This window comes from Spinactinospora alkalitolerans (assembly GCF_013408795.1).
GTDB classification, from domain to species: domain Bacteria; phylum Actinomycetota; class Actinomycetes; order Streptosporangiales; family Streptosporangiaceae; genus Spinactinospora; species Spinactinospora alkalitolerans.
On the sequence record NZ_JACCCC010000001.1, the window covers coordinates 6,470,510 to 6,495,887 of the forward strand.

At 72.4% G+C, this 25,378-nt stretch carries 26 protein-coding genes and 1 CRISPR repeat array; of the genes, 10 read left to right on the forward strand and 16 right to left on the reverse strand.

Translation table 11 applies throughout. The features are described 5' to 3' along the window. Nucleotides 1-2 precede the first annotated feature (2 nt). The 3 genes from cas1e (at nucleotide 3) to HDA32_RS29045 (ending at nucleotide 4,535) form a co-directional block, all read left to right on the forward strand. Entirely contained in the window at nucleotides 3-956 is a 954-nt protein-coding gene (cas1e, locus tag HDA32_RS29035; RefSeq protein WP_179646180.1) for a type I-E CRISPR-associated endonuclease Cas1e, read from the forward strand. Beyond that, entirely contained in the window at nucleotides 953-1,303 is a 351-nt protein-coding gene (gene cas2e / locus HDA32_RS29040; protein ID WP_179646181.1) for a type I-E CRISPR-associated endoribonuclease Cas2e, read from the forward strand. Before cas1e ends, cas2e begins: the two co-directional genes overlap by 4 nt. Before the next feature lie 94 nt (nucleotides 1,304-1,397). Further along, a CRISPR array of direct repeats spans nucleotides 1,398-3,134; the repeat unit is 29 nt; unit sequence GTGCTCCCCGCGCACGCGGGGATGGTCCC. A gap of 153 nt (nucleotides 3,135-3,287) precedes the next feature. Then, the gene (locus HDA32_RS29045) at nucleotides 3,288-4,535 is read left to right on the forward strand and encodes a PP2C family protein-serine/threonine phosphatase (protein WP_218882644.1); all 1,248 of its coding nucleotides are present in this window, start codon (nucleotides 3,288-3,290) and stop codon (nucleotides 4,533-4,535) included. A gap of 94 nt (nucleotides 4,536-4,629) precedes the next feature. Here the strand turns inward: HDA32_RS29045 and HDA32_RS30375 are convergent, their stop codons facing one another. The 4 genes from HDA32_RS30375 to HDA32_RS29060 all read right to left on the reverse strand — a co-directional run bounded on the left by HDA32_RS30375 (nucleotide 4,630) and on the right by HDA32_RS29060 (nucleotide 7,610). Further along, on the reverse strand, nucleotides 4,630-5,106 hold the full coding sequence (locus tag HDA32_RS30375; protein WP_218882645.1) for a S1 RNA-binding domain-containing protein: 477 nt from the start codon (nucleotides 5,104-5,106) through the stop codon (nucleotides 4,630-4,632). Continuing rightward, nucleotides 5,103-6,125, reverse strand: a complete 1,023-nt coding sequence (locus HDA32_RS29050) for an RNA-binding protein (protein WP_312863372.1) — start codon at nucleotides 6,123-6,125, stop codon at nucleotides 5,103-5,105. Before HDA32_RS29050 ends, HDA32_RS30375 begins: the two co-directional genes overlap by 4 nt. 163 nt (nucleotides 6,126-6,288) lie before the next feature. Continuing rightward, the gene (locus tag HDA32_RS29055; RefSeq protein WP_179646182.1) at nucleotides 6,289-6,591 is read right to left on the reverse strand and encodes a hypothetical protein; all 303 of its coding nucleotides are present in this window, start codon (nucleotides 6,589-6,591) and stop codon (nucleotides 6,289-6,291) included. A 380-nt stretch (nucleotides 6,592-6,971) separates the two neighbouring features. Further along, nucleotides 6,972-7,610 carry a TetR/AcrR family transcriptional regulator gene (locus HDA32_RS29060; protein ID WP_246334533.1) on the reverse strand — a complete coding sequence of 213 codons (639 nt, stop codon included), beginning with the start codon at nucleotides 7,608-7,610 and terminating at the stop codon, nucleotides 6,972-6,974. A gap of 190 nt (nucleotides 7,611-7,800) precedes the next feature. Here HDA32_RS29060 and HDA32_RS29065 point away from each other — a divergent pair, with 190 nt between their 5' ends. Then, nucleotides 7,801-8,565 (forward strand): SDR family NAD(P)-dependent oxidoreductase, encoded by a 765-nt coding sequence (locus tag HDA32_RS29065; RefSeq protein WP_179646183.1) that lies wholly within the window; start codon nucleotides 7,801-7,803, stop codon nucleotides 8,563-8,565. Between the two features lie 105 nt (nucleotides 8,566-8,670). Here HDA32_RS29065 and HDA32_RS29070 read toward each other — a convergent pair whose 3' ends face one another. The 3 genes from HDA32_RS29070 to HDA32_RS32205 all read right to left on the reverse strand — a co-directional run bounded on the left by HDA32_RS29070 (nucleotide 8,671) and on the right by HDA32_RS32205 (nucleotide 10,847). Beyond that, nucleotides 8,671-8,832 (reverse strand): hypothetical protein, encoded by a 162-nt coding sequence (locus tag HDA32_RS29070; protein ID WP_179646184.1) that lies wholly within the window; start codon nucleotides 8,830-8,832, stop codon nucleotides 8,671-8,673. A 638-nt stretch (nucleotides 8,833-9,470) separates the two neighbouring features. Then, entirely contained in the window at nucleotides 9,471-10,307 is an 837-nt protein-coding gene (locus HDA32_RS29075; RefSeq protein WP_179646185.1) for an SAM-dependent methyltransferase, read from the reverse strand. Nucleotides 10,308-10,418: 111 nt separating this feature from the next. Further along, nucleotides 10,419-10,847 (reverse strand): DinB family protein, encoded by a 429-nt coding sequence (locus HDA32_RS32205; RefSeq protein ID WP_179646186.1) that lies wholly within the window; start codon nucleotides 10,845-10,847, stop codon nucleotides 10,419-10,421. A 302-nt stretch (nucleotides 10,848-11,149) separates the two neighbouring features. Between HDA32_RS32205 and HDA32_RS29085 the strand changes: the two genes are divergently transcribed. Beyond that, on the forward strand, nucleotides 11,150-11,914 hold the full coding sequence (locus HDA32_RS29085) for an SGNH/GDSL hydrolase family protein (protein ID WP_179646187.1): 765 nt from the start codon (nucleotides 11,150-11,152) through the stop codon (nucleotides 11,912-11,914). A gap of 99 nt (nucleotides 11,915-12,013) precedes the next feature. Here HDA32_RS29085 and HDA32_RS29090 read toward each other — a convergent pair whose 3' ends face one another. The 3 genes from HDA32_RS29090 to HDA32_RS29100 form a co-directional block, all read right to left on the reverse strand. Continuing rightward, complete coding sequence (locus HDA32_RS29090) at nucleotides 12,014-12,358, reverse strand: hypothetical protein (RefSeq protein WP_179646188.1); 345 nt, start codon at nucleotides 12,356-12,358, stop codon at nucleotides 12,014-12,016. A 194-nt stretch (nucleotides 12,359-12,552) separates the two neighbouring features. Then, nucleotides 12,553-12,762 carry a hypothetical protein gene (locus HDA32_RS29095; RefSeq protein ID WP_179646189.1) on the reverse strand — a complete coding sequence of 70 codons (210 nt, stop codon included), beginning with the start codon at nucleotides 12,760-12,762 and terminating at the stop codon, nucleotides 12,553-12,555. A gap of 15 nt (nucleotides 12,763-12,777) precedes the next feature. Further along, the gene (locus HDA32_RS29100) at nucleotides 12,778-13,377 is read right to left on the reverse strand and encodes a PadR family transcriptional regulator (RefSeq protein ID WP_179646190.1); all 600 of its coding nucleotides are present in this window, start codon (nucleotides 13,375-13,377) and stop codon (nucleotides 12,778-12,780) included. Nucleotides 13,378-13,498: 121 nt separating this feature from the next. On the opposite strand from HDA32_RS29100, the gene HDA32_RS29105 reads away from it, so the two are divergent. After that, nucleotides 13,499-14,557, forward strand: coding sequence for a formylglycine-generating enzyme family protein (locus tag HDA32_RS29105; RefSeq protein ID WP_179646191.1), 1,059 nt, complete (start codon nucleotides 13,499-13,501; stop codon nucleotides 14,555-14,557). Nucleotides 14,558-14,630: 73 nt separating this feature from the next. Here HDA32_RS29105 and HDA32_RS29110 read toward each other — a convergent pair whose 3' ends face one another. The 4 genes from HDA32_RS29110 to HDA32_RS29125 all read right to left on the reverse strand — a co-directional run bounded on the left by HDA32_RS29110 (nucleotide 14,631) and on the right by HDA32_RS29125 (nucleotide 18,515). Beyond that, nucleotides 14,631-15,416 (reverse strand): aldo/keto reductase, encoded by a 786-nt coding sequence (locus tag HDA32_RS29110; RefSeq protein ID WP_312863374.1) that lies wholly within the window; start codon nucleotides 15,414-15,416, stop codon nucleotides 14,631-14,633. Between the two features lie 236 nt (nucleotides 15,417-15,652). Next, nucleotides 15,653-16,561, reverse strand: coding sequence for a metal ABC transporter permease (locus tag HDA32_RS29115; protein ID WP_218882646.1), 909 nt, complete (start codon nucleotides 16,559-16,561; stop codon nucleotides 15,653-15,655). After that, nucleotides 16,558-17,424: a metal ABC transporter ATP-binding protein gene (locus HDA32_RS29120; protein ID WP_246334535.1), complete on the reverse strand. Its 867-nt coding sequence runs from the start codon at nucleotides 17,422-17,424 to the stop codon at nucleotides 16,558-16,560. The genes HDA32_RS29115 and HDA32_RS29120 overlap by 4 nt, the downstream gene beginning before the upstream one ends. Then, the gene (locus HDA32_RS29125) at nucleotides 17,421-18,515 is read right to left on the reverse strand and encodes a metal ABC transporter solute-binding protein, Zn/Mn family (protein ID WP_179646193.1); all 1,095 of its coding nucleotides are present in this window, start codon (nucleotides 18,513-18,515) and stop codon (nucleotides 17,421-17,423) included. Before HDA32_RS29125 ends, HDA32_RS29120 begins: the two co-directional genes overlap by 4 nt. Before the next feature lie 347 nt (nucleotides 18,516-18,862). On the opposite strand from HDA32_RS29125, the gene HDA32_RS29130 reads away from it, so the two are divergent. From HDA32_RS29130 to HDA32_RS29145, 4 genes are all read left to right on the forward strand, one after another. After that, entirely contained in the window at nucleotides 18,863-20,053 is a 1,191-nt protein-coding gene (locus tag HDA32_RS29130; protein ID WP_376767004.1) for a PP2C family protein-serine/threonine phosphatase, read from the forward strand. A 203-nt stretch (nucleotides 20,054-20,256) separates the two neighbouring features. Beyond that, entirely contained in the window at nucleotides 20,257-20,709 is a 453-nt protein-coding gene (locus HDA32_RS29135) for a type II toxin-antitoxin system PemK/MazF family toxin (protein WP_179646194.1), read from the forward strand. Between the two features lie 37 nt (nucleotides 20,710-20,746). Further along, entirely contained in the window at nucleotides 20,747-21,439 is a 693-nt protein-coding gene (locus tag HDA32_RS29140; protein WP_179646195.1) for an HAD-IA family hydrolase, read from the forward strand. Nucleotides 21,440-21,637: 198 nt separating this feature from the next. After that, entirely contained in the window at nucleotides 21,638-22,321 is a 684-nt protein-coding gene (locus HDA32_RS29145) for an alpha/beta hydrolase (RefSeq protein WP_179646196.1), read from the forward strand. Between the two features lie 1,651 nt (nucleotides 22,322-23,972). Here the strand turns inward: HDA32_RS29145 and HDA32_RS29150 are convergent. Continuing rightward, nucleotides 23,973-24,677, reverse strand: a complete 705-nt coding sequence (locus tag HDA32_RS29150; RefSeq protein ID WP_179646197.1) for a hypothetical protein — start codon at nucleotides 24,675-24,677, stop codon at nucleotides 23,973-23,975. Between the two features lie 112 nt (nucleotides 24,678-24,789). Next, the gene (locus HDA32_RS29155) at nucleotides 24,790-25,356 is read right to left on the reverse strand and encodes a DUF6114 domain-containing protein (protein WP_179646198.1); all 567 of its coding nucleotides are present in this window, start codon (nucleotides 25,354-25,356) and stop codon (nucleotides 24,790-24,792) included. Nucleotides 25,357-25,378: the final 22 nt, after the last annotated feature.

The following is a 25,378-nucleotide window of genomic DNA, read 5'->3' on the forward strand; positions in this document are numbered from 1 at the left end:
GAATGGCGACGGTCGGCAGGCGCCAAGCCTCCACGCCGCGTGAACTCACCCGGGTGGGAGACCGACTCTCCTTCGTCTATCTGGAACGGTGCACCGTGCACCGCGATGCCAACGCGATCACCGCCGAAGACGGCGATGGCGTCACGCACATTCCCTCCGCTGCCATCGGCACCCTGCTCCTGGGCCCGGGCACCCGCGTCACCCACCAGGCCATGAGCGTGCTCGGCGAGAGCGGGGCGGGCGTGGTGTGGGTCGGAGAGCAGGGGGTCCGCTTCTACGCGGGCGGCCGGTCGCTGACCCGCTCGGCCGCGCTGGTCGAAGCCCAGGCAAGGGCGTGGGCGAACCGGGGCACGCGGCTGGAGGTGGCCCGTGCCATGTACAAGATGCGCTTCCCCGATGAAGACCCGGCGGGCCTTACCCGACAGCAGCTCCTCGGTAAAGAGGGGAAGCGGGTCAAGGACTTCTACCGCAAAGAGGCCGCCCGGGTCGGCATGCCCTGGAACGGCCGGCGTTTCGTGCCGGGGGACTTCGACTCCGGCGACTCGCTCAACCAGGGAATCACCGCCGCCGCCCAGTGCCTCTACGGCGTCTCCCAGGCGGTGGTCGCCGCTCTGGGATGCACGCCTGGGCTGGGGTTCGTGCACTCCGGCCACGAACTGTCCTTCGTTCTGGATGTGGCCGACCTCTACAAGACCGAGATCGGCATCCCCATCGCCTTCGACGTCGCGGCGGAAGGCCCGGGCGAAGTCGGCTCACGCACCCGCCGGGCCATCCGCGACCGCATCAACGAGATCGGCTTCCTCGGCCGATGCGTCCGCGACATTCAGAGTCTGCTGCTTCCAGAAGGCGTGGGCAGCGACGTCACAGATGACACCTTCGACCGCGTCGGTCTGCAGACCGACCGAGGTCCCGACGTCGAGTCCGGCCGCAACCATGCGGACGGATTGATCTGGTGACCGTCATCGTGCTCACCAACTGCCCAGCGGGACTACGCGGCTTCCTCACCCGCTGGCTGCTGGAGATCTCGCCGGGCGTCTTCATCGGCGGCCCTTCTGCACGGATCCGGGAAGCGTTGTGGGCGGAAGTGCAGGAGTACGCCGGCAACGGCAGGGCTCTGCTTGCCTACAGCACCGACAACGAGCAGGGCTTCACCTTCAAGACCTTCGACCACAAGTGGCACCCGGTAGACCACGAAGGCCTGACCCTCATCCGACGCCCGAACGAGCAGCAGACCAGTCCCTCAGCGGCGAAGTCCAAAGGCTGGAGCAAGGCGTCCAAGTACCGCCGCTTCGGAGGCCGGTAAGGCGCCGCCTCTGGTGTCGATGGGTATTTTGTCGGATTCTCTTGAAGTGAATGAAACAAGCGCTTAGCGTCAGTGAACACGCAGGTCATTAAGCGTGCTCCCCGCGCACGCGGGGATGGTCCCAGCGGGTACGCCTCCGGCCGGCCCTTCAGGTCGTGCTCCCCGCGCACGCGGGGATGGTCCCGCCACTGATTTCGCATGCCCGAAAACAGTCGGGTGCTCCCCGCGCACGCGGGGATGGTCCCGCGCAGTTCTCCGCGCCGACCGCGATCCGGGCGTGCTCCCCGCGCACGCGGGGATGGTCCCTGTCGAAGTTCGCCAGCAAGGACGGCACCGCGGTGCTCCCCGCGCACGCGGGGATGGTCCCGGCCACGTGGCGGGGAACGTGGTGTTGAACGAGTGCTCCCCGCGCACGCGGGGATGGTCCCGGCTCCTCGAGCCTCGTGTGGCCGAGGTCGACGTGCTCCCCGCGCACGCGGGGATGGTCCCGCGGCCTCGCCGTGGGGCCGGTGGGAGGACTAGTGCTCCCCGCGCACGCGGGGATGGTCCCACATGGCATTCGGTGTGGATCTCGATGCGGTAGTGCTCCCCGCGCACGCGGGGATGGTCCCGGGCACCGGCGTCCAGGTCCGTCTTGACCTGAGTGCTCCCCGCGCACGCGGGGATGGTCCCAAGAAGCAGCTCGCCGAGTACTACGGCGCGAAGTGCTCCCCGCGCACGCGGGGATGGTCCCGCGAATTGTTCGCCAAATCCTGCTTAAGGAAGGTGCTCCCCGCGCACGCGGGGATGGTCCCAGGCGCGCGGGCAGGTCGGCCAGCGCCGACCGGTGCTCCCCGCGCACGCGGGGATGGTCCCGGACGCCGATTGACGTCCGCGGGAAGGATGTCGTGCTCCCCGCGCACGCGGGGATGGTCCCTCCTGCCATGCCGGCCATTCCGGACAGTCAGGGTGCTCCCCGCGCACGCGGGGATGGTCCCATCGTCGTGTTCATCATCGTTTTCGCCCTGATGTGCTCCCCGCGCACGCGGGGATGGTCCCGCCGCACGCATCGTGGACAGCTCCCGCCGCGAGTGCTCCCCGCGCACGCGGGGATGGTCCCGACGTGCCGTTCGGCGTCGAACATCTCGTAGAGTGCTCCCCGCGCACGCGGGGATGGTCCCGAGGTCCGGCAGCTCCCGCAACGCACACACGGGTGCTCCCCGCGCACGCGGGGATGGTCCCCGTCCCCACGCACAGCGGAGCTTGTCCCTGGAGTGCTCCCCGCGCACGCGGGGATGGTCCCATCCCGGCCACGGCCTCCGCGACGGCCGGGTCGTGCTCCCCGCGCACGCGGGGATGGTCCCGGTTTCCCGCTCAAGGAGGCCAAGCGCGGTGCGTGCTCCCCGCGCACGCGGGGATGGTCCCCGCGCGAACGCCCGGGGCCGCCAACGGTGCCAGTGCTCCCCGCGCACGCGGGGATGGTCCCAGCGTGTATCCCACGGTCACGCCGTTACGCCAGTGCTCCCCGCGCACGCGGGGATGGTCCCTACCCGGGCGTTCCCAACCACGGTGACCTGAAGTGCTCCCCGCGCACGCGGGGATGGTCCCGGCTGTCAAGACCCGCCACGCATCCGTGACGGGTGCTCCCCGCGCACGCGGGGATGGTCCCCGGTCTTCAGACATGATGGCCGTACGCTTATCGTGCTCCCCGCGCACGCGGGGATGGTCCCAGGACCCGATTTTTTACTCGGATCCGTCCGCAGTGCTCCCCGCGCATGCGGGGATGGTCCCTTCTCCTCCGCGTTGCCGTGGTAGTAGTCCTGGTGCTCCCCGCGCACGTGGGGATGTCCCGGATGGAGCCGTGCAACGTGAGTACCGTCGGCCCGGTTTCGTGTTCCGTGGAGGGCGGGGAGGAGCCGGGCGCAGGGGTGGGGACGCCTAATGGGGGTGAACAGGGGTAGCGGGGGGCGGCGCGGGTAAGGGGAACCGTCAGGGGAGCGTGGGCATGCAGAGCCGGAGTGAGCGGATGTTGGGCGGGCTGCTGCAGGGCAGTCACCTGGCATCGCTGGAGGACCTGCCGACCCTGGTCGCCGAGCACGCGGCTCTCGTGGGCTTCTCCGAGACGATGATCTATGTGGTGGACCTGCAGCAGCAGTCCCTGCTGCCGCTACCGGGCCAGTACGACGCGTCCGGGCGAACGCTTGAGCCGATCCGCATCGACACCACCATGGCCGGATGGGCGTTCCGCAACGTGGACGTCGCCCGGGCCTGGCACACCGCAGCCTCTTCGGCGACCGTGTTCTCGGCGCCGTCCGCGGAGCGGGAACCGCGGCGACTGTGGATACCGCTGCTGGACGGCACGGAACGCCTCGGCGTACTCGGGATCACCGTGCCCGATCTCGATGAGACCTCCCAGCAGTGGGCGAACCAGCTCGCCTCCCTGGTCTCCCTGCTGATGGTGAGCAAGCGCGACACCAGTGACGCCTACGCACTCCTGGTGCGCGCCGACCGGATGACGGTCCCCGCCGAGGTGCTGTGGAACCTGATGCCCTCCACCACCCTGGCCAACGACAGGATCGTGATCAGCGCCGTGTTGGAGCCGGCCTACAACGTCGGCGGGGACGCCTACGACTACGCCCTCAACGGCGACGTGCTGCACCTGTCGGTCTTCGATGCCATGGGCCACGACCTCGCCGCGGGGCTGACCGCCAGCACCGCCATGGGCGCCTCGCGCAGCAGCCGCCGTCAGGGCAAGGACCTGGTCACGATCGGGGAGGTGATCGACGAAGCGGTCGCGGAGCAGTTCGACCCCCCTCGGTTCACCACCGGCGTCCTGGCCACGCTTGATACCCGGACCGGCCTGCTCACCTGGATCAACCGCGGCCACCACCCGCCACTGGTGCTGCGCCGCGGTCGTCAGGTCGCCACCCTGGACAGCCCGTCCTCGCCCCCGATGGGGATCGGGCTGGGGCTCTCCGCCGAGCCCGCCCGCTACCAGCTCGAACCAGGCGACCGGTTGCTGTTCTTCACCGACGGCGTCACCGAGGCGCGCAGCCCCGATGGGGAGCTGTTCGGCCTGGAGCGCTTCACCGACTTCATCATCCGCCGCGAAGCCGACGGCCTGTCGGCTCCCGAGACCCTGCGGCGGCTGATGCAGACCATTCTGGAGCACCAGGAGGGCCGGCTCCAGGACGACGCCACCGTGCTGCTGGTCGAGTGGGCCACCCAGCGCCATCGGCAACTCACGCCGTGAGCGGTGCCGACGGGAGGCGCACGGCACGGCGCCGACCGGCCCGCGGCCGGACCCCGCACCGGCCTTCTCGCACCGACGGGCAGGACCGCGCCGGTCAAGCACTTCCGGGGGTGAGAGCCTGTACGCGCGAGAGGACGATCCGACGCCGCCGAGGGTCCACATCGATGATTTTCACGGTGAGGACGTCGCCGACCCGGACGACGTCCTCGGGCCGGTCCACGTGTGTCCCGGCCAGCTCGGTGTTGTGCACCAGCCCTTCGAGGCCGTCGTCCCTGTCCTCGATGCGGACGGAGGCGCCGAACGGTACGAGCCTGGTGACAGGACCGGTGACGATCCGGCCGACCTGCTGCACGAACTCCAGCATCGGGTCCTCCTGCAACGCCTTGAGCGACAGCGGCACGCGTTCGGACACCAGGTCGACGTCGAGAATCTCGGCTGAGTTTCTCTGACCGACGGCGACGACATCGGACGGGTGGTCGATGCGTCGCCAGGACAGCTCGGGAACGTTGATCATCGCGGTGCAGCCGCCGATGTCCACGAACGTGACACCGAAGTCGGCGATCTCCGTCACCGTGCCGGTGCAGATCTGCCCGCGGTGCAGGGTCTTGCCCAGTCCCGGTCGCTCGGGGTGGGCTCGGTCCTCCACCGGGCGCGCAGGACGCCGTCGGGGTCAGGCAGGACGGCGGTGAACAAGGGGTGGCGTTCGCCGACGTTCAGGGAGAGGGCCGCGGCGCCACGGGCGTCCGCGACCTGCGCGGCCAGTGCCCGGTACCGGTTCTCGTCGGCGATGGTGCCGGTGATCAGCCCGTCGCCGTCCTCCCAGACGAGCTCCACCGGACCCTCGTCGGGGAGTGCGGCGAGAACCGCGTCGACGTCGGTGGACAGGTCGGGCCAGACGGCCAACCGGGCGCGGGGGGCGAGCCGGGCGCGTACCGCGTCGAGGGTGTCTTCGGTGAGGCGGTGCCAGCGGGAGGCGTTGTGGACGTGGCCCTCCTCCAGGATCGCCGCCTGGCGCATGGCGACGCACCGGCGCAGCCGCGCCCAGAAGACCTCGTCGGCGGGACGCTGCTCGCCGGGTTCATCGTCGAAGGCCGCGTCGTAGGGGGAGGCGTCCAGCCGTTCCGGGAACAGCCCGAGTGCGCGGGTGCGGGCCGACGCATCGTCGCAGGGGCCACTGCTTCCGACGTAGACGTACTGGTCCCAACCGACGTGTACGGCGAACTTGTCCTCGATCTCCAGGCGGCACCAGGCGCCGCTGTCGCGGAGCATGGCCCGGACCAGGTCCAGGCCGACCGAGAGCGGCACCTGCGCCCCGTCGTGGAATCCGATGAGATCGGGTGGGAAGAGCCCGGCCAGACCGTGGCCCTCGACCGCCGGCTCCAGGCCGAAGTGGGCAAGGCCGGTGATCTGCGGTTCGCGTATGGCCAGGCGATCGATACCGGTGTCCTCGGCGAAGGCGACGACCGCCTGCAGGTAGGCGGATTCGACCGGGCCGTGGTCGCTGACCGGGTCCGCGGCACCGGTGTAGCCGCCGTGCTCGTCGCGGTCGGCGGGATCGTACTTGCTGATCCGGTGGACGTGAGGCAGCACGCTGTTTCCCTCTCCGATTCGATGCGTCCCCGATCAGCGGTCGCTCCTGCGGTCAGGGACGTGGACGGGACGGCTCGGCGCGTCGTCGAATACGCGAGCACGCCGATCCGACGGGCCGGAGCACGGTGAGGCTCCCAGCGGCGGACTGTCGCCGGTCACCGCGTCAGTCCTCATCGGTGTCGACGACGACGGCGCAGTGGCCGGCTCCGCGTCCGACCACGGCCGCGCCGAAGGTCGCTCTGGTGACGGACGACCACGTACGTGTGCTTCCGCCGCCACGGGACGGCCGGACCGGGTCGCGGTTGGCCCGCCAGTGCGCCATGGGGCCGAGCAGGTCGACCAGGTCGACGGCGAGCCTCCGGGCGCTCTCGAGCTCGTTCCGGGAGACCCGGTCGGAGTGGGCGGGCCCTTCGGTGGGAACGGTGACGATCTCCTCGCCCGCGGCGCTCGAGGTGAGCCTGCGCACGAACGCCGTGTTCGTCTCCGCGGGGCCCTGCGGAGCCCATGGAGCCGGGGACGGTCGGGGCGACCTCCATGGAGTCGGGGGCCGAGCGGTGGGGGACCGGCAACCCGGTCGGTTCCAGGACGTCCCAGCACGCCTGCCCGTGGCTCTGGCCCCTGTTGGGCAGTAGCGCGACGATCCGGTCGCCTTCGGTGTTCCACCAGGTGATCCGGGCATGGATGTCCATCTCGGGCGGCTCGGGCGCGGTGCTCACCACAGCAGTATCCCGAGCGGCGCGGTTCCGTGTGCGTGAGCCGACGTCGCCTCCCGGCGAATGACGACGTCATCCGCGCGGGCGGGGATGGTCCCCGGCTGTAGTGCGGCCGGCCGGTGGCCGTGGTGTGTCACAGGGACAGTCCGGTCGCCGCGGTCCGCAGGGTCCGGCGTACGACGGTGCTGCGCGGAAACTCCCCGCTCTCCTCGGGCCGCCGGGCCCACTCCTCCGCGGCGATGCGCAGCGCCCCGTTCAGCATGGCGGCCTGCGTTCTCGGTTCCAGATCGTCGGCGGACCGTCCGGTGCGCCGGGCGATGATCTCCGCGAAGACCTCCTCGGCGTCCTGATGGACCTTGAACCAGACCAGACGCAAGGCGGGTTCGCTGCGGGCGAGGCAGACCAGTTCGCGCAGGATGGCGGTGTCCTCGGTCTCGAAAGCGGCGCACCACTCGACGTCGTCGAACGCGGCGAGCAGCGGGCGGTCGGCCGGCCACTCCCGCAGCAGCCGCGCCATCGCATCCAGGCCCGCTGTCAGTAGCGGTTCCGCGCACTGCTCCTTCGCGGCGAAGTAGCGCCAGAGCGTGCGGGGCGAGATCCCCGCGGCCCGGGCGATCTCCTCGCCCGTCGTCGCCGCCAGCCCCTTGTCCGCGAACAGCCGCACCGCTTCGAGGGCGATCTCCCTGCGGGTGGCGGCCTTGCGGCGTTCACTCAGCGGCGGCCTGCCCGCCGGGGGACCGTCGGCCCCCGCCGCTCTTCGCATCTCGCTCATTCTCCAGCCGTAGCACTCAGGGCCTGCACCGGGCCTTGCAGTCAGGGCCTTTCCCGAGCCCAGCGTAGGCCGATACCCTTATTATGGCTCTCTATGCCACTGTGGCATCAAGTGTCATTAAAGGGTGGGGTTCCCGGTGGAAGACGGAGCTCCGCGCCCGCGTTCGCCCGTTGAGCAGAAGGAGCACGACATGGACATCGGCGACCTTGAAGGGCGCAGCGTGATCGTCACCGGCGCCGGATCGGGCATCGGACGAGCCGCCGCGCTGCGGTTCGCCCGCCTGGGAGCCAAGGTGCTCATCGCCGATCTCAACGCCGCGAGCGCCGAGGACGCCGCCCGGGAGATCGGCGCGGAGGGCGGCACGGCCCGGGTGGTCGTCGGCGACCTCAGTGACCAGAGGGTCGTCGACGAGGTGGTGGCGACCGCGGTGGACACGTTCGGGGGCCTGGACATCCTGGTCAACAACGCAGGCATCATGGATCGGATGTCCGCCGCCGCCGACACCGACGACGCCGAGTGGGAGCGGGTCGTCCGCGTCAATCTGACGGCTCCGTTCCTCCTCGCCCGTGCGGCGCTGCCGCACATGCTCGAAGTCGGAAAGGGCTCCATCGTCTTCACCGCCTCCGAGGCCTCCCTGCGCGGGAGCGCCGCCGGAACCGCCTACACCGCCTCCAAGCACGGCGTCGTGGGGCTGACCAAGTCGCTCGCCGTCATGTACCGCGACAAGGGGATCCGCACCAACGCCATCGCCCCCGGAGGCACCGCCACCAACATGTCCGTGGAGGTCACGGAAGGCGCGGTCGGCCCCGCGGTCCTCGGCTCCTACGGGCGCAACATCGGTCGGCTCGGCGAGGGGGACGAACAGGCCGCCGCCATCGTCTTCCTCGCCTCCGACGCCGCCGGCAACATCAATGGGGCGATCCTGCCCGTGGACAACGGCTGGTCCGCCGTCTGAGCGCGACTCGTTGAGGCGGCGTCAGATCATCAAGGACGATCATGAAGGCCTCGGTCAGTTCCCCGGCGAGCAGCGCGAGCAGCACGGCGAAGCGGAGCAGCCGCATCATCGACGGCCCTTCACGTACCGGACGATCAGCACGGTGATGCAGAGGAGGGCGACCACGCCGAAGCCGGCGTCGACCAGGACGGGCGCGCCCATCAGGGACGAGACGACGTTCCCGGCGAGGCAGACGGTGAACACGCCCCACAGCAGGGCGCGCAGCATCCGGCCGCCGGACTCGGGCCGGTGGCCGGTGGCCGGTGGCCGGTGGTCGGCGCGGGAGTGGTGGCGGCGGGGTCGAAGCGGTACGGGTCGGACACGGCGGCTTCTCGGTGGTGGCCGGGGGTCCGCGACGATCGGCGGGCCCCTTTGCGGTCGGTGTCGACGCTACGGAGAAGGGGCCTGCGCGGACGGTCCCGCGCACGGGCCGACCCGATGTCCAGCAGGCTGGACATTCCGTGGAGTCGTCCACCGGGGGCGGCGGGACGACGCCGCGAAAGGGGCGGACACCATGACCGAGGGAGCGGCGGCCCTCCACGGGGAGGGCCGTCCTGGTGAGGACGGGGTTCGCGGCCGCCTTGTCCGCTCCCGGGCGGCGAGTGGTCTTGGGCGGAAGAGCGGCAGCGAGGGCGGCGGTGGGGCCGGCGAACCGGGCACACTTGCGGCGATCTTGGACTTATGGGTCCTTCCGGCGGCAAGGCCGCACGACCGACCTCCGGTCACCGGACCTCAACCGATCCCCACCGGGCGCACCACCCGGCCAATGCGAAACCCGGTATCCGCTCCGGGTGACCTGTGCGGGCGCCCTGAACCTCGCCGTCCGGCAGCTGGACCGAGCCGAACGGGCGGCCGGCGGGCGACGGTCAGGGCTTCCTGGCCACGCCGCCCGTCATGAAGCGCACCGCGGTGGAGGTGGCGTCGGTGATGGGCCTGTCGGGGCGCCACAGCGGGAGCGGCACGATGCCGGGCGTGAGCAGGTCGAGCCCGTCGAAGAAGCGTTCGAGCTCCGCCGGGGTGCGCACGCGTCCGGTGCCGAGCTGCTCCAGGAGCTGCTTCTCCAGGTCGATGCTCGCGGGTTCGTCGCTGAGGCGGGTGAAGTTGGTGATGAAGAAGTAGGACCCGCTGGGCACCGCGTCGCGCAGCGCGGCGACGATGCCGTTGGGGTTCTCCTCGTCGAGGATGTGGTGCAGGATTCCGACGAGCATCACGCAGATCGGCTTGCCCAGGTCGAGGAACCCGCGGATCTCCGGGTTCTCCAGGAGCGTCCGGGGATCGCGGATGTCGGCGGTGACGACGGTCGTGTTGGGGTTGTCGGCGAGGATCGCCCGGCCGTGGGCGAGCACGATCGGGTCGATGTCGACGTAGACGACGCGGGCATCGGGGTCGGTCTCCTGGGCGACCTCGTGCGTGTTCTTCACGGTCGGCAGCCCGGAACCGAGGTCGAGGAACTGGGTGATGCCGCCTTCGCCCACGATGTGGCGCACGGCCCTGTGCAGGATCTCGCGGTTGTGGACCGCGATCTCCTTCAGTTCCGGCATGACCGCCAGGCTGCCGTGCGCGACCTCGCGGTCGACGGCGAAGTTGTCCTTGCCGTCCAGCATGACGTCGTAGACGCGTGCGGCGGTCGGCTGACCGGTGTCGAGATCCGGCGGGAACGCGGCGCCATTGCCGGGGCGCGAATCCATGGGGAAGTCGGTCATCAGGGCTCCTGGTCGACAGGGGGGGCGTCCTCGATGCGCATCCTAGGGCCACAATGCCTCGGCGGCAGGCGATTCGGGAAAAAGACGCCTTTTCTCGCGGCGCGGATCTCCTCACCTCGCGGACGCGGTGCGCAGCAGTCGGAGCCGGCCGATCTCGGCGGCGTTCTTCATCAGTTCGGAGTTCACCCAGCCGACCATGTGGGCGACGGTCATCTCGGGGTCGCCGCGCCACGGGAACGGCGCGATGGCGTCCAGGTCGGCATCGGTGAGCCGGTCCAGCACCGCGATCCACTCCACGCGGAGGCCGCGCAGTCGGTCGACGGCCGTCGGCTTCACAGCGGCCCCGGAGCGAACGCGTCCTGCGGGCGGCGCGGTTCGGGGACCACGCGCATCAGGACGGCGGCGAGCACGGTGAACCAGGCCAGGCCGAGGGTGACCGAGACGCGCTGGTAGAGGCCGCCGACCTCGACCAGGCCCTCGGTCTGGGAGAAGCCCTCGCTCGCCAGCAGGAAGGCGGCGACGAACGCGGCCCCGATGCACCGCCGCAGAGAAGGAGCGCCCGCGTCGTCAACGGAATGCGCATGCGCGTGCCTCCGGAGCCCGGTCGGTGCCGCTCGGTAACGCTCCCAGGAGCATAGCCGTCGGCGGCCCGCGGCACGAGGCCCAAGTGGTCGCCCGGGGCGCGTCCATGGGCGGGGACGCAGCGGTCGCGTTCGCCGGTGCCGCCCGCCGCGTGCGCGTCTGACTCGCGGTGTCCGCGCCTTTACATCCGGTTCGGCGGAGGCTACGTTGGTGTGGGAGCGCTCCCAAGCCCTCTTTGCCCCCGCATCAAGGAGTCGCCGATGTCCCGCACGTCCGTCCGCGCCGCGCTGCGCGCGTGCGCGTCACCGGCGTTGACCGCCGTGCTCACCGGCGCAGTGTCGGCCGTCACCTCCCCGGCCGCGGCGGCCACCGGGTCCACGGACGCGCCGCCCGCCGGAACCTCGACGGTCCGGATCATGCCGCTGGGCGACTCGATCACCGGCTCCCCCGGCTGCTGGCGCGCGCTGCTGTGGAACGACCTCCGGCAGGCCGGCCACACCGGGATCGACTTCGTCGGCACGCTCGGCCCCCAGGGCTGCGGGGTCCCGCACGACGGCGACAACGAGGGCCACGGCGGGCTGCTCGTCACCGACGCCGCAGAGCGGGGCCTCCTGGTGGACTGGTTGGCGGCCACCGATCCCGACGTCGTGCTCATGCACTTCGGCACCAACGACGTGTGGAGCGGCGTGCCCACGGAGACGATCCTGGACGCCTACGGCACCCTGGTGGCGCAGATGCGGGCGAGCAACCCCGACATGCACGTCGTCGTCGCGCAGATCATCCCCATGGACTCCGCCCGGAGCTGCGCGCAGTGCGGCCCGCGCGTGCGGGAGCTGAACGCCGCGATCCCGGCCTGGGCCGCGGCGGAGAGCACCGACCGGTCCCCCGTTGTCGTCGTCGACCAGTGGACCGGGTTCGACACCGACGAGGACACCTACGACGGGGTGCACCCCGACGCGTCGGGCGACCGCAAGATCGCCGACCGCTGGTTCCCCGCGGTCGACGCCCTGCTCAGCGGAGCCTGACCCGCTCCGGCCGCCCGGCGGCCGCGATCGGTTCCCGCGCCGCCGCGGACGGAGGCGGCGCGGGCCCTCCGCGGTCGCGTCCGGGGTTCGAGAGCGCGGTCAGCCCTTCCTCTCGCGGACCAGGGCGCCGCGGTCGCCGTAGAGTTCGAGTTCGTGGCGCAGATCGAGGCGGGTGAGCAGCGCTGCGAGGTCGTCGAAGCGCCGCGGGTCGACGACGCCGCTCAGCAGGGTGACGGCGGCGCCGTCCCGGTCGATTTCCAGGCGGCACCAGCCGGTCTCCACCTCGTAGGAGGACCAGGAGGCCGGCCTGGTCGGCCATCCGGCCCCGGCGAAGCGTCCGGCCACGTCCGACGGTGCGGGGCCCGAGGGCAGGACGCCGTAGACGTTGTCGCCGGTCCCGTCCCACGCGGGGTCGAGGGAGCGGTTGCCGGGGCAGCGGGCCATCCACAGATTGTGGAACACGGGCGCGCTCGGCGGCCACCGCGGCGGCGCGCGCCGCCCACCGCCCCAGGGCACCGGCCCGTCGGCGGTCGAGCTCGCGCTGGAGGGCGGCCGAGTCCGCGGCGAACGGGCGGTAGGTCGGGGTCAGCGCGGCGGGTCGAGCTCGCGCAGCGCGTCGGCGCCGAAGATTCCGGTCGTCATGGCGGCGAGCTGGAACGGGGAGAGACCGCCGGCCATGTCCACGAGCCCGGATGGTCGAACAGCCGGGGCACGCGCTCCCGCAGCAGGGCCTCGGTGCGCGGATCGTCGAGCAGGCCCCGCAGCGGCGCGTACACGCTCGGTCCCTCCACGGGCCGGGCGAACTCCGCGGCCGGCGGCGGCATCCGCCGGTTCAGGCTGTCGGACATCGACCATGACCGCCTTCACGCCCGCGGCTCCTCTCCGATGCGGGTGGCGTCCGCGGCCGAGGGGGCCTCCAGCCGGGCGAGGACGCGCTCCAGCCAGTCGATCCACACGTCGACCGCGCGGGTGCCGTAGTCGTGCGACAGGTCGGCCAGCTTCTGGGTGAGCGGGACGTCCAGCTCGGGAACGGGGTCGACCACGGCCACCGTGCGGTCGCGGTCCCGGTTGCGGGCGACCTGGTCGCGGCGGTAGGCCAACTCGGTGCGCACCATCGGCACCAGGGTCTCCGGCGCGACGGGACCGGCGAAGGCGAAGCGCAGCAGGAATTCCGACCGCTGGAAGCGGCTGGAGGGCCGGTACTCCTCCTTCGCCCAGTCGAGCAGCGCGGTCCGGCCGAGGTCGGTGAGCCGGTAGACCTTCGCGTCCGGGCGGCCCTCGCGCGGGTCGACGTCGAACTCCACCCACCCGTCGCGCACCATCCGGCCGAGCAGCCGGTAGATCTGGCTGTGGTGGGCCTTGTCCCGGAGGAACCGACCCTCGGTCTCCAGCCACTTGCTCAGGTCGTATCCGCTGTAGGGCCGCCTGGACAGCAGCCCGAGCAGTGCGTATTCGAGCTTCACGCTCTCCCTTATGTGCACCAGCACCTATGTGCATGTCTTTATATGATTCGGGGCACAGGGCCGTCAATCCCCGCCGGGCGCGTCCCGGCGGGCCGCCCACGGGAAGGAGACGTGCCTCCAGATGACCGACGATCGGCACGAGGGCGCCTCGCCGTGCTGCGCGGGCGGCGGACGCTCCCGCGGCGCGGCGCGGGACCGGCCCCCGCGCACCGGACCCACCGGTCCGGCCCCCTCCGGTCGGCCTCCGCTCCCGCACGACGACATCGCCCTGCCGGGCGGGGTGTTCGCCATGGGCGACGCCTTCGGGGAGGGCTATCCCGCCGACGGCGAGACGCCGGTGCACGAGGTCGAGGTCGCGCCGATGCGCATCGACGCCACGGCGGTCACCAACCGCGCGTTCGCGCTGTTCGCCGACGCCACCGGCTACCGCACCGACGCCGAGCGGTTCGGCTCCTCCGCCGTCTTCCACCTCGCCGTGCGGGCGCACCGGCGCGGCCTCCTCGGCGCGGTGCCCTCGGCCCCCTGGTGGCTGGAGGTGGCGGGCGCTGACTGGCGGCACCCGTTCGGCCCGTTGAGCGACCTGGCGGACATGGCCGACCATCCGGTCGTGCACGTGTCATGGGCCGACGCCCTCGCCTACTGCTCCTGGGCGGGCCGCCGGCTGCCCACCGAGGCCGAATGGGAGTACGCGGCGCGCGGCGGGGCGGCCGGCCGGCGCTACGCCTGGGGCGACGAGCTCACGCCCGGCGACACCTGGCGGTGCAACATCTGGCAGGGCCGGTTCCCCGACCGCAACACCGGCGAGGACGGCTGGCTGGCGACGGCGCCGGTGCGCACCTACCCGCCGAACGGGTTCGGGCTCCACGAGGTCGCGGGCAACGTCTGGGAGTGGTGCGCCGACCGCTTCGACTCCGGCTACTACGCGCGCTCGCCCAGGCGCGACCCGACGGGGCCGGAAGGCCCGGCCGGCCGCGACGACGGCCCCAGAGCCATGCGGGGCGGTTCCTACCTGTGCCACGACTCCTACTGCCACCGCTACCGCGTCGCCGCGCGGACCGGCAACACCCCCGACTCCAGCAGCGGCAACTGCGGCTTCCGCACCGTGTCGGCCGACGGCGGACCCGGGTCGTGGCCCTCGATCACAGGGAGTTGCGAAACCCCGGCCCAGGGGCCTTGCTGAGTTCTTGCAGGAGCCCGGTGAGGACGGGCGCCGGTGAGCATGCGGTTCAGGTCGGGTGCAACCTTCGCGAGCCTCAGCGGTCCGCGTCGGAGTCCAGGGCGTCCAGGGCCTTCATCTCCCGCTCGTCGAGCTCGAAGTCCCCGATGGCGAGGTTCTGCTCGATGCGCTCGGGCTTGGACGAGCGCGGGATGGCGATGACGCCGTGCTGAAGGTGCCAGCGCAGGATGACCTGCGCCGGGGTCCGGCCGTGCTCCTCGGCGACGGCCGTGATCGCGGCGTCGTCCAGCAGCCCGCCCCTGGCGATGGGCGCCCACGCCTCGGTGGCGATGCCGTGCCGGGCGTGGAAGGCGCGCTCCCGCACCCGGGACCGGCCGGGGTTGAGCTCGATCTGGTTGACCGCCGGAACGACCTCCGCGCCGGCCATCAGCTCCTCGATCTGCTCCGGGGCGAAGTTCGACACCCCGATCGCGCGCATCGCGCCGTCGGCGTACAACTCCTCCAGCGCCCGCCACGTCTCGGCGTGCAGGCCGAGGGACGGCTGCGGCCAGTGGATGAGGTAGAGGTCGACGACGTCGAGCCCCAGCCGGCGGCGGCTGGCGTCGAAGGCGTCGAGAGTCGCCCGGTGGCCGTGGTGGTCGTTCCACACCTTGGTCGTGACGAACAGGTCCTCGCGCGCGACGCCCGAAGCGGCGATCGCCGCGCCGACCTCCTCCTCGTTGCCGTACATCTCGGCGGTGTCGATGGAGCGGTACCCGGCCGCCAGCGCCGCCTCGACGGCGCCGCGCCCCACCCTCCAGGTGCCGAAGCCCAACGAGGGCATGGCGACGCCGTTGTTGAGCGAAACCGACGTGGTGTGCACGGAAAGCCCTCTCTTCCGGTTTATCCCGGCGGGCATCGGCATGCCCGCCCGAGTCGGGATTCATCCCCGCCGACGGCGGCGCGCATGCGGACCGGGCCGGGGAAAACCGGGGGACGCCGTTCGTCCCCGTGCCGACCGGCACGGGGACGCGGCGACCGGTCCCCTCCTCCGGGCGGCGAACCCCTTTCGCGCACCGCGTCCGGAGGCGGACCGGGACGGCGGTCCCGCCGACGGGGTCAGGCCGCAGCGGGCTCGGGCTCGACCGGCTCCCGCTCGGCCCCGGAGCGCCGCGCGCTCCGGCTCCTCGCCGCCCCGACGAGTCGGCACGCGAGGTAGATGGCGAAGGAGATCGCGGTGACGAAACCGCTGATCGGGGCGCCCGGCGCCAGTGACAGCAGGATCCCGCCCACGAGGGCGACCTCGGCGAACACGACGGCGAGCAGCGTCGCCAGGACCGGGCTCGCCGTGACGCGGGCCGCGGCGGCACCCGGGGTCACCATCACGGCGAGGACGAGCAGCGCCCCGACCGTCTGCACGCCCAGCGCGGTGGCCACGCCGACGAGCACGGCGAACAGCGGACCCAGGAACCGCACCGGAACTCCGCGGGCCGTGGCCACCTGCGGGTCCAGGCTGGCGAACAGCAGCGGACGGTAGACCACGGCGAGCACCAGCAGGACGGCGAGCGCGGCGCCGCCCAGCAGCAGCACGTCGGTGGTGTCGACCCCGACGATCTGGCCGACCAGCAGCCCGAACTTGTTGGCCGCGCGGCCGGGGTAGAGCCAGAGGAAGAGCACGCCCAGGCCGAGCCCGAAGGCCAGGATCGCGCCGATCACGGAGTCGCGCTCGCCCTCGCGGTTGCCCAGCAGACCCAGCAGCAGCGCGGCCAGGACGGCCCCGACGATGGCGCCGAGGCCGACGCCGACGCCGAGCAGGAGGGCCGCGGCCGCGCCGGTGAAGGCGAGCTCGGCGGTGCCGTGCACCGCGAACGCCATGCGCCGGGCCACGATCAGCGGGGTCAGCGCGCCGGCGACCAGGCCGAGGACCAGGGAGGCGAGCAGCGCCTGCTGGACGAAGGGGTACTGCACCAGGTCCAGCGTCTGCTGGACGTCGAACAGCCCGCGGGCCAGCTCGTTGAGCGCGGTCACGACTCCTCCGGACCTTCCGGGTGGTGCACGCCCGAGCCCGCGTCCTCGGCGCCGACGACGAGGAGGCGGCCGCGGGTGCGGACGACGTCGACGTCGGTCCGGTACAGCTCGGAGAGCGTCTGCGACGTCATCACCTCATCGGGGGTCCCGATGCGGAAGCGGCCGTCCACGATGTAGAGCACGCGGTCCACCCAGGCGAGGATCGGGTTGATCTCGTGCGTCACGAACACGACCGCGGCGTCGCGCTCGCGCGCCTGCTGGGCGATGAGGCGGCTGACCATGCGCTGGCGGGCCAGGTCCAGCGACAGCAGAGGCTCGTCGCACAGCAGCACGGCGGGGTCGCCGACCAGCGCCTGGGCGACGCGCAGCCGCTGCTGCTCACCGCCGGAGAGCAGGCCCACGGGCATCCGGGCGTACTCGCTCGCGCCCACGGCCTCCAGCGCGGCGTCCACGCGCCGCCGACGCTCGCCGCGCCCGCGCAGTCCCAGGCCCCACCGGTGGCCGTCGAGACCGAGCCCGACCAGGTCGCGCCCCCGCAGGGTGAGCAGCGGGTCGGAGCCCCGCTGCTGGGGGATGTAGCCGATCTCCCTGCCGCCCCGCCGCGCGGGGGCGCCGGCGACCTCGACCGTTCCGGCCGAGAGCCGCTGCAGCCCGAGCAGCACCCGCAGCAGGCTGGTCTTGCCCGACCCGTTGGGGCCGAGCACGGCGACGAACTCGCCGCGGCGCACGTCCAGGTCCAGCCCGTCCCAGAGGACGCGCTCGCCGTAGGACAGCCGCGCCGACCTCAGGCGCACGGCCGCCGACGGGGGCGTCTCCGAGACCGGCGCGGCCGCTGCGGTGTCGTCGTCGGTGGTGGTCATCATGATTCGAGCGCCTCCGCGAGGGCGTCGACCTGCCCGCCCATCCAGGTCGCGTAGTCGGTGTCGGCGGGGACGAGCTCGGAGATCTCGACGACGGGGATGCCGTTGCCCTCCGCGCGCTCGCGCAGTTGCCGGGTGACCCCCGACTCGGTCTGCGGGTTGTGCAGGACGACCCGCGGCTCGCCCTCGTCGATGAGGTCCTGCACGTCGGCCACTGCCGAGGCCGGCGGGTCGTTGCCCGCCTCCAGCGCGGTGAGGAACTCCTCCGGCGCGAGGTCGTCGAGGCCGCCCTCCTCCAGCAGGTACTGGGGGATGGGATCGAAGGACAGCACCTCGTCCCCGCTGTGGGCCTCGGAGACGGCCGCGATCCGCTCCTCGATGCCCTCCAGTTCGGAGCCGAGGTCCTGGGCGCGGCCGTCGATCGCCTCGGCCTGATCGGGGACCAGCTCGCCGAGCTCGGCGGAGACGGCCTCGGCGACGTCGTGGACGGCGTGGACGTCATACCAGATGTGCTCGTTGCCGGAGTGGTCGTGCCCGGCGTGCGGGTCACCGCCCTCGTCGCCGTGCCCGGCCTCGTCCCCGTGCTCCTCGCCGTGCCCGGCCTCGTCCCCGTGCTCCTCGCCGTCGTGCGCGTGATCGCCGCCCTCGGCGCCGTCCTCGTGCCCGGCGTGCTCCTCTTCGCCGCCCTGCGCCGGGGCCGGGCGCTCCTCGCCCTCCTCCGCGCCGTCCTCGGCGGTCCGCACCGCCTGGATCACCGGGGCGTCGGTGTTGGCGACCAGGTTCTCCATGAACGCGTCGTAGCCGCCACCGTTGTAGATCACCAGGTCGGCGTCTGCGACCTCGGCGGCCTCAGCGGGGCTGCTCTCGTAGGAGTGGGGATCGACGTTGACGTCGTCGATGATGGACGTCACCTCGACGGCGTCGCCTCCGACGGCCCGGACGACGTCGCCCCACACGTTGGTCGAAGCGACCACGCGCAGTCCGCCGCCGTCGGCCGGGGCGGCCTCATCGGCGCCGCCGCAGGCCGACACCGCCAGCAGCGGCACCACCAGCCCGGCCAACGGAGCGGTGACCTTCTTGGCGCGCTCGAACACGGGGGACTCTCCTCGGGTAGTGCGGGAAAGGGTGAGGCGGGATCGGTTGTTCCGGCTCATTTTATGACATGATAACCATTGTCATTCCGACATCGGAAGACGGGACGACCGCAGCCGAAGCGGCACCGGTCCCGGCCGCCCAGGTCAGCACCTCGCGCGCGGACCGGAGGCCCCGCGCCCCGGTCCGCGGCGAGCCGCCGTCGCACCGCACGCGCAGGAGTCGGCGTCGGCGTGCGCCGCCCCCGTCCTGCGGCGCCGAACATCCCAACAGGCGATTCGACACACGTGTTCCGCAGGCTCCGCCATTCGCCGCCACGGTGTGAGACTGGTGACGGGGGTGGTGGGGGGTGAACGGCGAGGACATGCCGATCGGCACCGGTGAGCGGCTGCTGGAGGAGCTGCTCATGGACGCGCACGCGGCGGCGCCCATGGACGTGCCGCAACTGGCGGACCGCTACGCCACGTCACTGGGGCTGGAGCGGGTCACCATCCACCTGGTCGACCTGCAGCAGAGACTGCTGGTGCCGCTGTCCCGGGGCGAACCGGTGCTGGGGGTCGACGACTCCCTGGCGGGCTGGTCCTACCGCACCGTCTCCCTGCAGGTGGCCAACGACGACGGAGGCGAGCTGGTCGCGTGGCTGCCCCTGGTCGACGGCGCGGAGCGCCTCGGGGTGCTCGGCGTGCGGACGCCGATGCTGGACGGGTCGACGCTGCGGCGCTGCCGGATGCTGGCCGCCCTGCTCCCCATGGTCATCACGTCCAAGCGGACCTACAGCGACAGCTACGCCCGGCAGACGCGCAGCGAGTCGATGCGGCTGACCGCGGAGATGCTCCGGGCCTTCCTGCCGCCGCGCACCCTCGGCACCGAGCGGGTCGTGAGCACCGCGGTCCTGGAGCCGGCCTACGAACTCGGCGGGGACGCATTCGACCACTCCCTGACGAAGGACACCCTGCACGCCGCCATCCTCGACGCCATGGGGCACGACCTCGCCTCCGGCCTGACCGCGTCGGTCGCCATGGCCGGCTGCCGCAACGCCCGCCGCAACGGCGCCGACCTGGTGGACATGGTCCACAACGTCGACCAGGCCCTTGCCACGTGGCTGCCCGACCGGTTCTGCACCGGCGTCTTCCTCCACCTGGACCTGTCCACCGGATGCCTGCGCTGGATCAACTGCGGCCATCCCCCGCCGCTGCTCATCCGGGCGCAGCGCGTCATCGAGCACGCCCTCGAAGGCGTCCCGGAGCCACCCCTCGGCCTTCCCGCGCGCCTCACCGAGCCGGCCCGCAGCGTCCACGAGGTGTCCCTCGAACCCGGCGACCGCGTGCTGCTCTACACCGACGGCGTCACCGAAGCCCGCGCCGACAACGGTGAACTGTTCGGCCTGGACAGCTTCACCGAGTTCATCATCCGCGCCACCGCGGCCGGTGAACCGGCCCCCGAGACCCTGCGCCGCCTCGTCCACGCCATCCTCGGCCACCAGCGGAGCCGCCTCACCGACGACGCGACCATCCTGCTGGTCGAATGGCTCTCGCCCTAGCGGCGAGTCGACAAGGGAACACGTCGATGCGGCGAGTCGACAAGGGGACGAGTCCACACGGCAAGTCGACAAGGGGACGAGTCCACGCGGCGAATCGGCAAGGGAAAACGGCCACGCGGGAAGTCGACAAGGGAACACGCCCGCGCCGCGAATCGACGAGAAACCTCCCACCGGTCCCACTCCCCGGCGGTTAGGATGCACGCGTGCTCGATCGACGCGGCCCCGCAGGCGGCCCCTCCCACCACACGCACCACGGCGCCGTCCGCGAGGTCGCGACCGGCCGCAACGCCACGACCCTGGCCTATGCGCCCGATCGCGACGGGCGGGCCGACGCGGGCGAGGTGGTCTGGACCTGGGTCCCCTACGAGGAGGACCCGTCCCTCGGCAAGGACCGGCCGCTGCTCGTGGTGGGCAGGAACGGCGGCTCCCTGCACGCCCTGATGCTCTCCACCCAGGAGCCCGACCACTGGGAGAAGCAGGACTGGTTCGAGCTGGGCGCCGGCCCGTGGGACCGCGACGGCAGGACCTCCTACGTGCGACTGGACCGCCTGTTCGAGCTCGGTGAGGACGACATCCGCCGCGAGGGCGCGGTCCTGGACCCCGATCGGTTCTGGCGGGTCGGCGCGGTCCTGCGGACACGGTACGGCTGGCGCTGAGGTCCGGGCACGCGTGGACCACGGGAACGGGGGGCACATGAACACGAACACCGCCGGACGTCCGCACGTCATCGCGTTCGACGTGGTGGAGACCCTGTACCCGCTGGATCCCCTGGAGACCCTGATCGAACGCGCGGGGCTGCCCCGCGGCCTGCGCAGGCACTGGTTCGACCGGCTGCTGCGCGACGGCTTCGCCGTGGCGGCGAGCGGCGGGTACCGGTCGTTCCGCGACCTCGCGATCGGGGCGCTGGAGGACGTGAGCGGGCTGAACGGGCACCGACTGTCCGGCGCGGCCGCGGCCGAGGTCGTGGACGGCTTCGCGACCCTGGACGCCCGCCCCGATGCCGAACCCGCGATGCGCCGGGCCCGCGAGGCCGGCGTGCGCGTGGTGACCCTCACCAACGGCGCGGCCGCCACCACCCGGACACTGCTGGAGCGCTCCGGCCTGGACGCCCACGTCGAGCGGGTGATCTCGGTGGAGGAGGCCGGCCGGTGGAAGACCGCGCCGCAGCCCTACCACCACGCGGCCGAAGTATGCGGCGTCGCCCGCAACCGCCTGGCGCTGGTGGCCGCGCACGGCTGGGACGTGCACGGCGCCCGCGCCGCCGGGCTGGTCACGGGCTGGTCCAGCCACCTGGAGGACCGGTTCCCCCGCGCCTTCGACGCCCCGGACGTCACCGGAGACGGCCTCGTCGAGGTGGTCGAAGGACTCCTCTCCCTGCCCGATTGAGCCGTCTCCGCCGATCGGTTCGCACGGCTCCGCTGTGCCGCCAATCCCCTCCGATGCCGGCTCCGAATCCACGGTGCCGACCGGACGCGGGCCGGTGCCCCGTTCCCTTCGACCCGGCGGGCACCGAGAGGTTCGATCCGGCGGGCGCCGAGAGGTTCGATCCGGCGGGCGCCGAGAGGACGGAGCGGTGAGGCGCCAGTGCGCGAAGAGAAACGGCAGGCCACCGAACAGGGCCCCTGGCTGGCCGCATCCGAACCCCGGGAGGTCCGGGCCGTCGCCCTGCTCCTGCACGGCGGGCAGGTGACGAGCACCGTCCCGACCGGGGAGAGCGGGCTCGCGGTGCGGCGGATGCGCCCGTTCGCCGCAGCACTGACCCGGGCCCGCCATGACCGGGGCCTGGCGGTGTGGCGGCTGCGCAACCGCGTGCGCGGTTGGAACGGTGCTGCTCAGGCGCCACTGCATGACGCACGGTGGGCGCTGGCCGAGGTCCGCCGCAGACACGGCTCCGTCCCCGTCGTGCTCATCGGCCATTCGCTGGGCGGCAGGGTGGCGCTGCGCGCGGCCGGGGACGCGCTGGTCCGCGGCGTGGTCGGACTCGCGCCATGGCTGCCGGAGGGCGAGCCGACGGACCAGATCAGCGGGCGGCACGTCGTGCTGGCCCACGGGCTGTGGGACCTGACCACCAGCCCCAGGGCGACGCGCGCCCACGCCGAGCGCATTCGGCCGGTCGCCGCGAGCAGTTCCTTCGTGCCGGTGCGGTTCGACCTGCACGCCATGGTGCGGCTGCGCACCTGGAACCGGCTGGTGGTCGAATCGGTCTCGGCCATGCTGGACGAGCGGGACAGAGGGGAGGAAGGGGACGAGCGAGACGGTATCCGGTGAGCCGTTCCCGTCCGACACCCCACCCCATCCGGGGGACAACCACCCCCAAGGCCGGAGCGATTCCCAGTCTGGCCTTTGTCAAGCCTTGGTGCCAGTGCCGAGAGGACGGCTGTGGACAACCGGCCGGCCATTCCCGTGTACGGCGACACGGTGACGGACTTCCCCGCCTGGGGTCGGGGGTGCAGGCGGGCGGCGAGGGCCGGGTGGGGTTGGGCCTGCTGGTCGGGTGGCGGGATGGTTTGGGATCGGGGTTTCAAGCGGGCGGCGAGGGCGGGGCGGGCTGGGCTTGCTTGTCGGGTGGCGGGGTGGTTTGGGGTCGGGGTGCAGACCGGCGGCGAGGGCCGGAGCGGGGTTCGGGGTGGTGTGTCGGGTGGCCGGCGGGTCTGGGGCCGGGCCGGGGGCCGGTTCGGGCGGGGCGGGGGTCACGGGTGCCGCTCCAGGAGTTTGGTCTAGACCAATCGGGGGAGGCGGAGGGGTGCCGCCGGGGCTGCGTGCCTGGTCAGAGACCCGGGTGTGGCGGGCGGGCCCGCCGGGACCGGCCCGCGCGCAACGAGACTGCTGCCGTGAGCGCCGCCAAGCGTCACCAGAGCGGTGTCGTTGCCCGATCCGACCACCCAAAAGCGGCAAAACCGGCATTGCGCCGCGCGCACTCGACCGGTCCGGTGATTTTGTCCCGCATCCCGGAAGTCTCCTTACGCGAAGCGGATCGCGGCCTTGCCCGCCTCCCCGGGAAACAGACAAAAGGGCGCATATCCACCCCGCAGGGTGCGTCTACGCGCGCATCACCCCGCACAAGGCGCTACTGAGCGCCGCCCTCGCACGCCCCCGCCCCTTCCGGACCGCCGAGACAAGCGGGAAGAGCCGCCACCCCCGACAGACCCAACACCCGACCAGCAGACCCAGCCCACTCCCGACCCTCGCCGCCCGCCTGCACCCCGACCCCAAACCACCCCGCCACCCGACTAGCACCCCGAGCTCCGCTCCGCCGTCGCCGCCCGTCTGAGCCTCAGCCCCAGCCCATCCCACTGCCCGACCAGCAGGCCCAACCCGCCCCCCGGCCGTCGCCGCCGGTCTGCACCCCGACCCCAAACCACCGGCCACCCGACAAGTAGGCCCAGCCCCTCGTCCGGCCGTCGCTGCCCGCCTGCACCCCGACCGCAGACCATCCCGCCGCCCGGCAACCAGGCCGGAGCCGCGCCGCCCGGCAGAGCCCTCGCCTTCATTCCACCAATCCACCGGGCGAAGCCCCGCCCCATCCGGGGGCAGACCACCCAACTCAGCAGAACCGCGTAAACCCCACCCTCACCCTGTCAAGACCCAGAACCAACCCCCACCCACCAACCTGTGGACAACCCACGTGGACGCCCCACCCCGAAGCCCACTCCGGAGCCCACCCCGAAGCCCAACCCCGAAGCCCACCCCGAAGCCCACTCCGGAGCCCACCCCGAAGCCCACCCCGGCCGCCCGCCCCCAGCAGGCAACCCCGGCCTTACCGGCCTTACCGGCCTTCACCGCTCGTCGCCACCCGTCTGACCCCCAATCCCAAACCATCCCGCCACCCGGCAAGCAGGCTTACCCCGTTCCGTCTCCTCCTCCCCGCGCCGTTGACGAGGGGAGCGGGGCGGCGAGTCGCGCCCCACTCCCCCGCCGGTCAGCCCGTGATCGTGACGGGTGTCGTCGGGTCACTGACGTTGCCGACCTCGTAGGTCGCGGAGAACGTCCCCTCGGTGGCCGACGTCGGGCAGCCGAAGCCGCCCTCCACCTCGACCGGGGTCGTCACACCGGAGAAGGCCAGCGTGGAGGGCGCGCCGTTGGCCCACTCCCCGGTCGCCTCCGCGGGCCCGCCCGGGGCCACGGTGACGTCGCAGGAGGCCAGGCCGCTGGTGGTCACCGTGATGCCTCCGGCGGGGATCGTGAGGGTGCCCGTGGTGGGCGCCCCGTGCTGCATCCCGATCCCCCAGGCGCCGGAGGTGCTGACCTCCGCGTTCACCAGGGGCATGTTGGTGGTGCAGTCGTCGAACGACGGAGGGTTGATCGTCGAGCCGACCGCTCCCTCCGGGTTGCTGTTGTCGGGGGCCTGCGGGATCCGGTTGTTGCCGTCGGCGCCGACCGGCTGGGTCGGTGCCGACTCCGATACGGCGCAGGTGACGGTGACGCCACCGGTCGTGAAGGTGGCCGAACCGGTCATGGTGGCGGCGAAGTACGCCCCCGCCGGTTCGACCGTGGTGGGTCCGGCGGCGGCGCCGGCCGGACTCGCGGCCGCCATCGCCAGGCCCGCGGCGCCGATCACGGCGAGGCCGCCGCGGACCGGCAGGGAACGGTGAGAACGGGCATTCGACTTCTTGGCACCCGGCATCCTGATCTCCTTTCCGGGTGTGAGGGGACGCCCCGGCGCACCGAGGCGCTTTCGGGTCGGGATCGGTCATGTGGACGCACGCGGCTCTCTCCGGGGAGAGGGGCCGAACGCTCTATGGGTGGATGGTGTCGACGTCGCGGTCCCGCGGCGGCTCCCGTTCGAGGGCCGGGCCTTCGGGGGCCGGGCCGGGGGCGGCATCGCCTTCCCCGCCGTCCGCGCGTCCGCGCCGGTCCTTGCGTCTCCTCTTCTCCTCCTTCCGGTTCTTCCTGTTCCGGTTCCTCCTGGTCGGGCGGGGCGTCGGCTGCCAGGCGAGCATCAGTCCGCCGCCGATGAAGGCGAACGTGCTCCCGATGACGAACCCGCCCAGATTGGACATCACCAGGGCCGCGAGTCCGACCAGCATGGTGAGGGTCCCCGTGACGGTGCGCTGCTGGGGCGTCGCCCACGCGATGAGGCCGAGGGCGATGAGGAAGACCCCCATCAGGACCGAGGGGACACCGGCGATCCCCTGCTGGATCATCACCTCCACGGGCGCCAGCGGCAGGGAGCAGATCACGATCCCCGCCATGGCGGCGTGGAAGCCGCCCCAGAACGGGCGCCTCCTGCGCCACGCCCGGAACCGGCGCCACGGCCGCACGGGCGCGCCCGAGCGGCCCTCCCGCCGCGTCCTCCTGGTCATCTCTCCACTCCCTTCGGTGCGC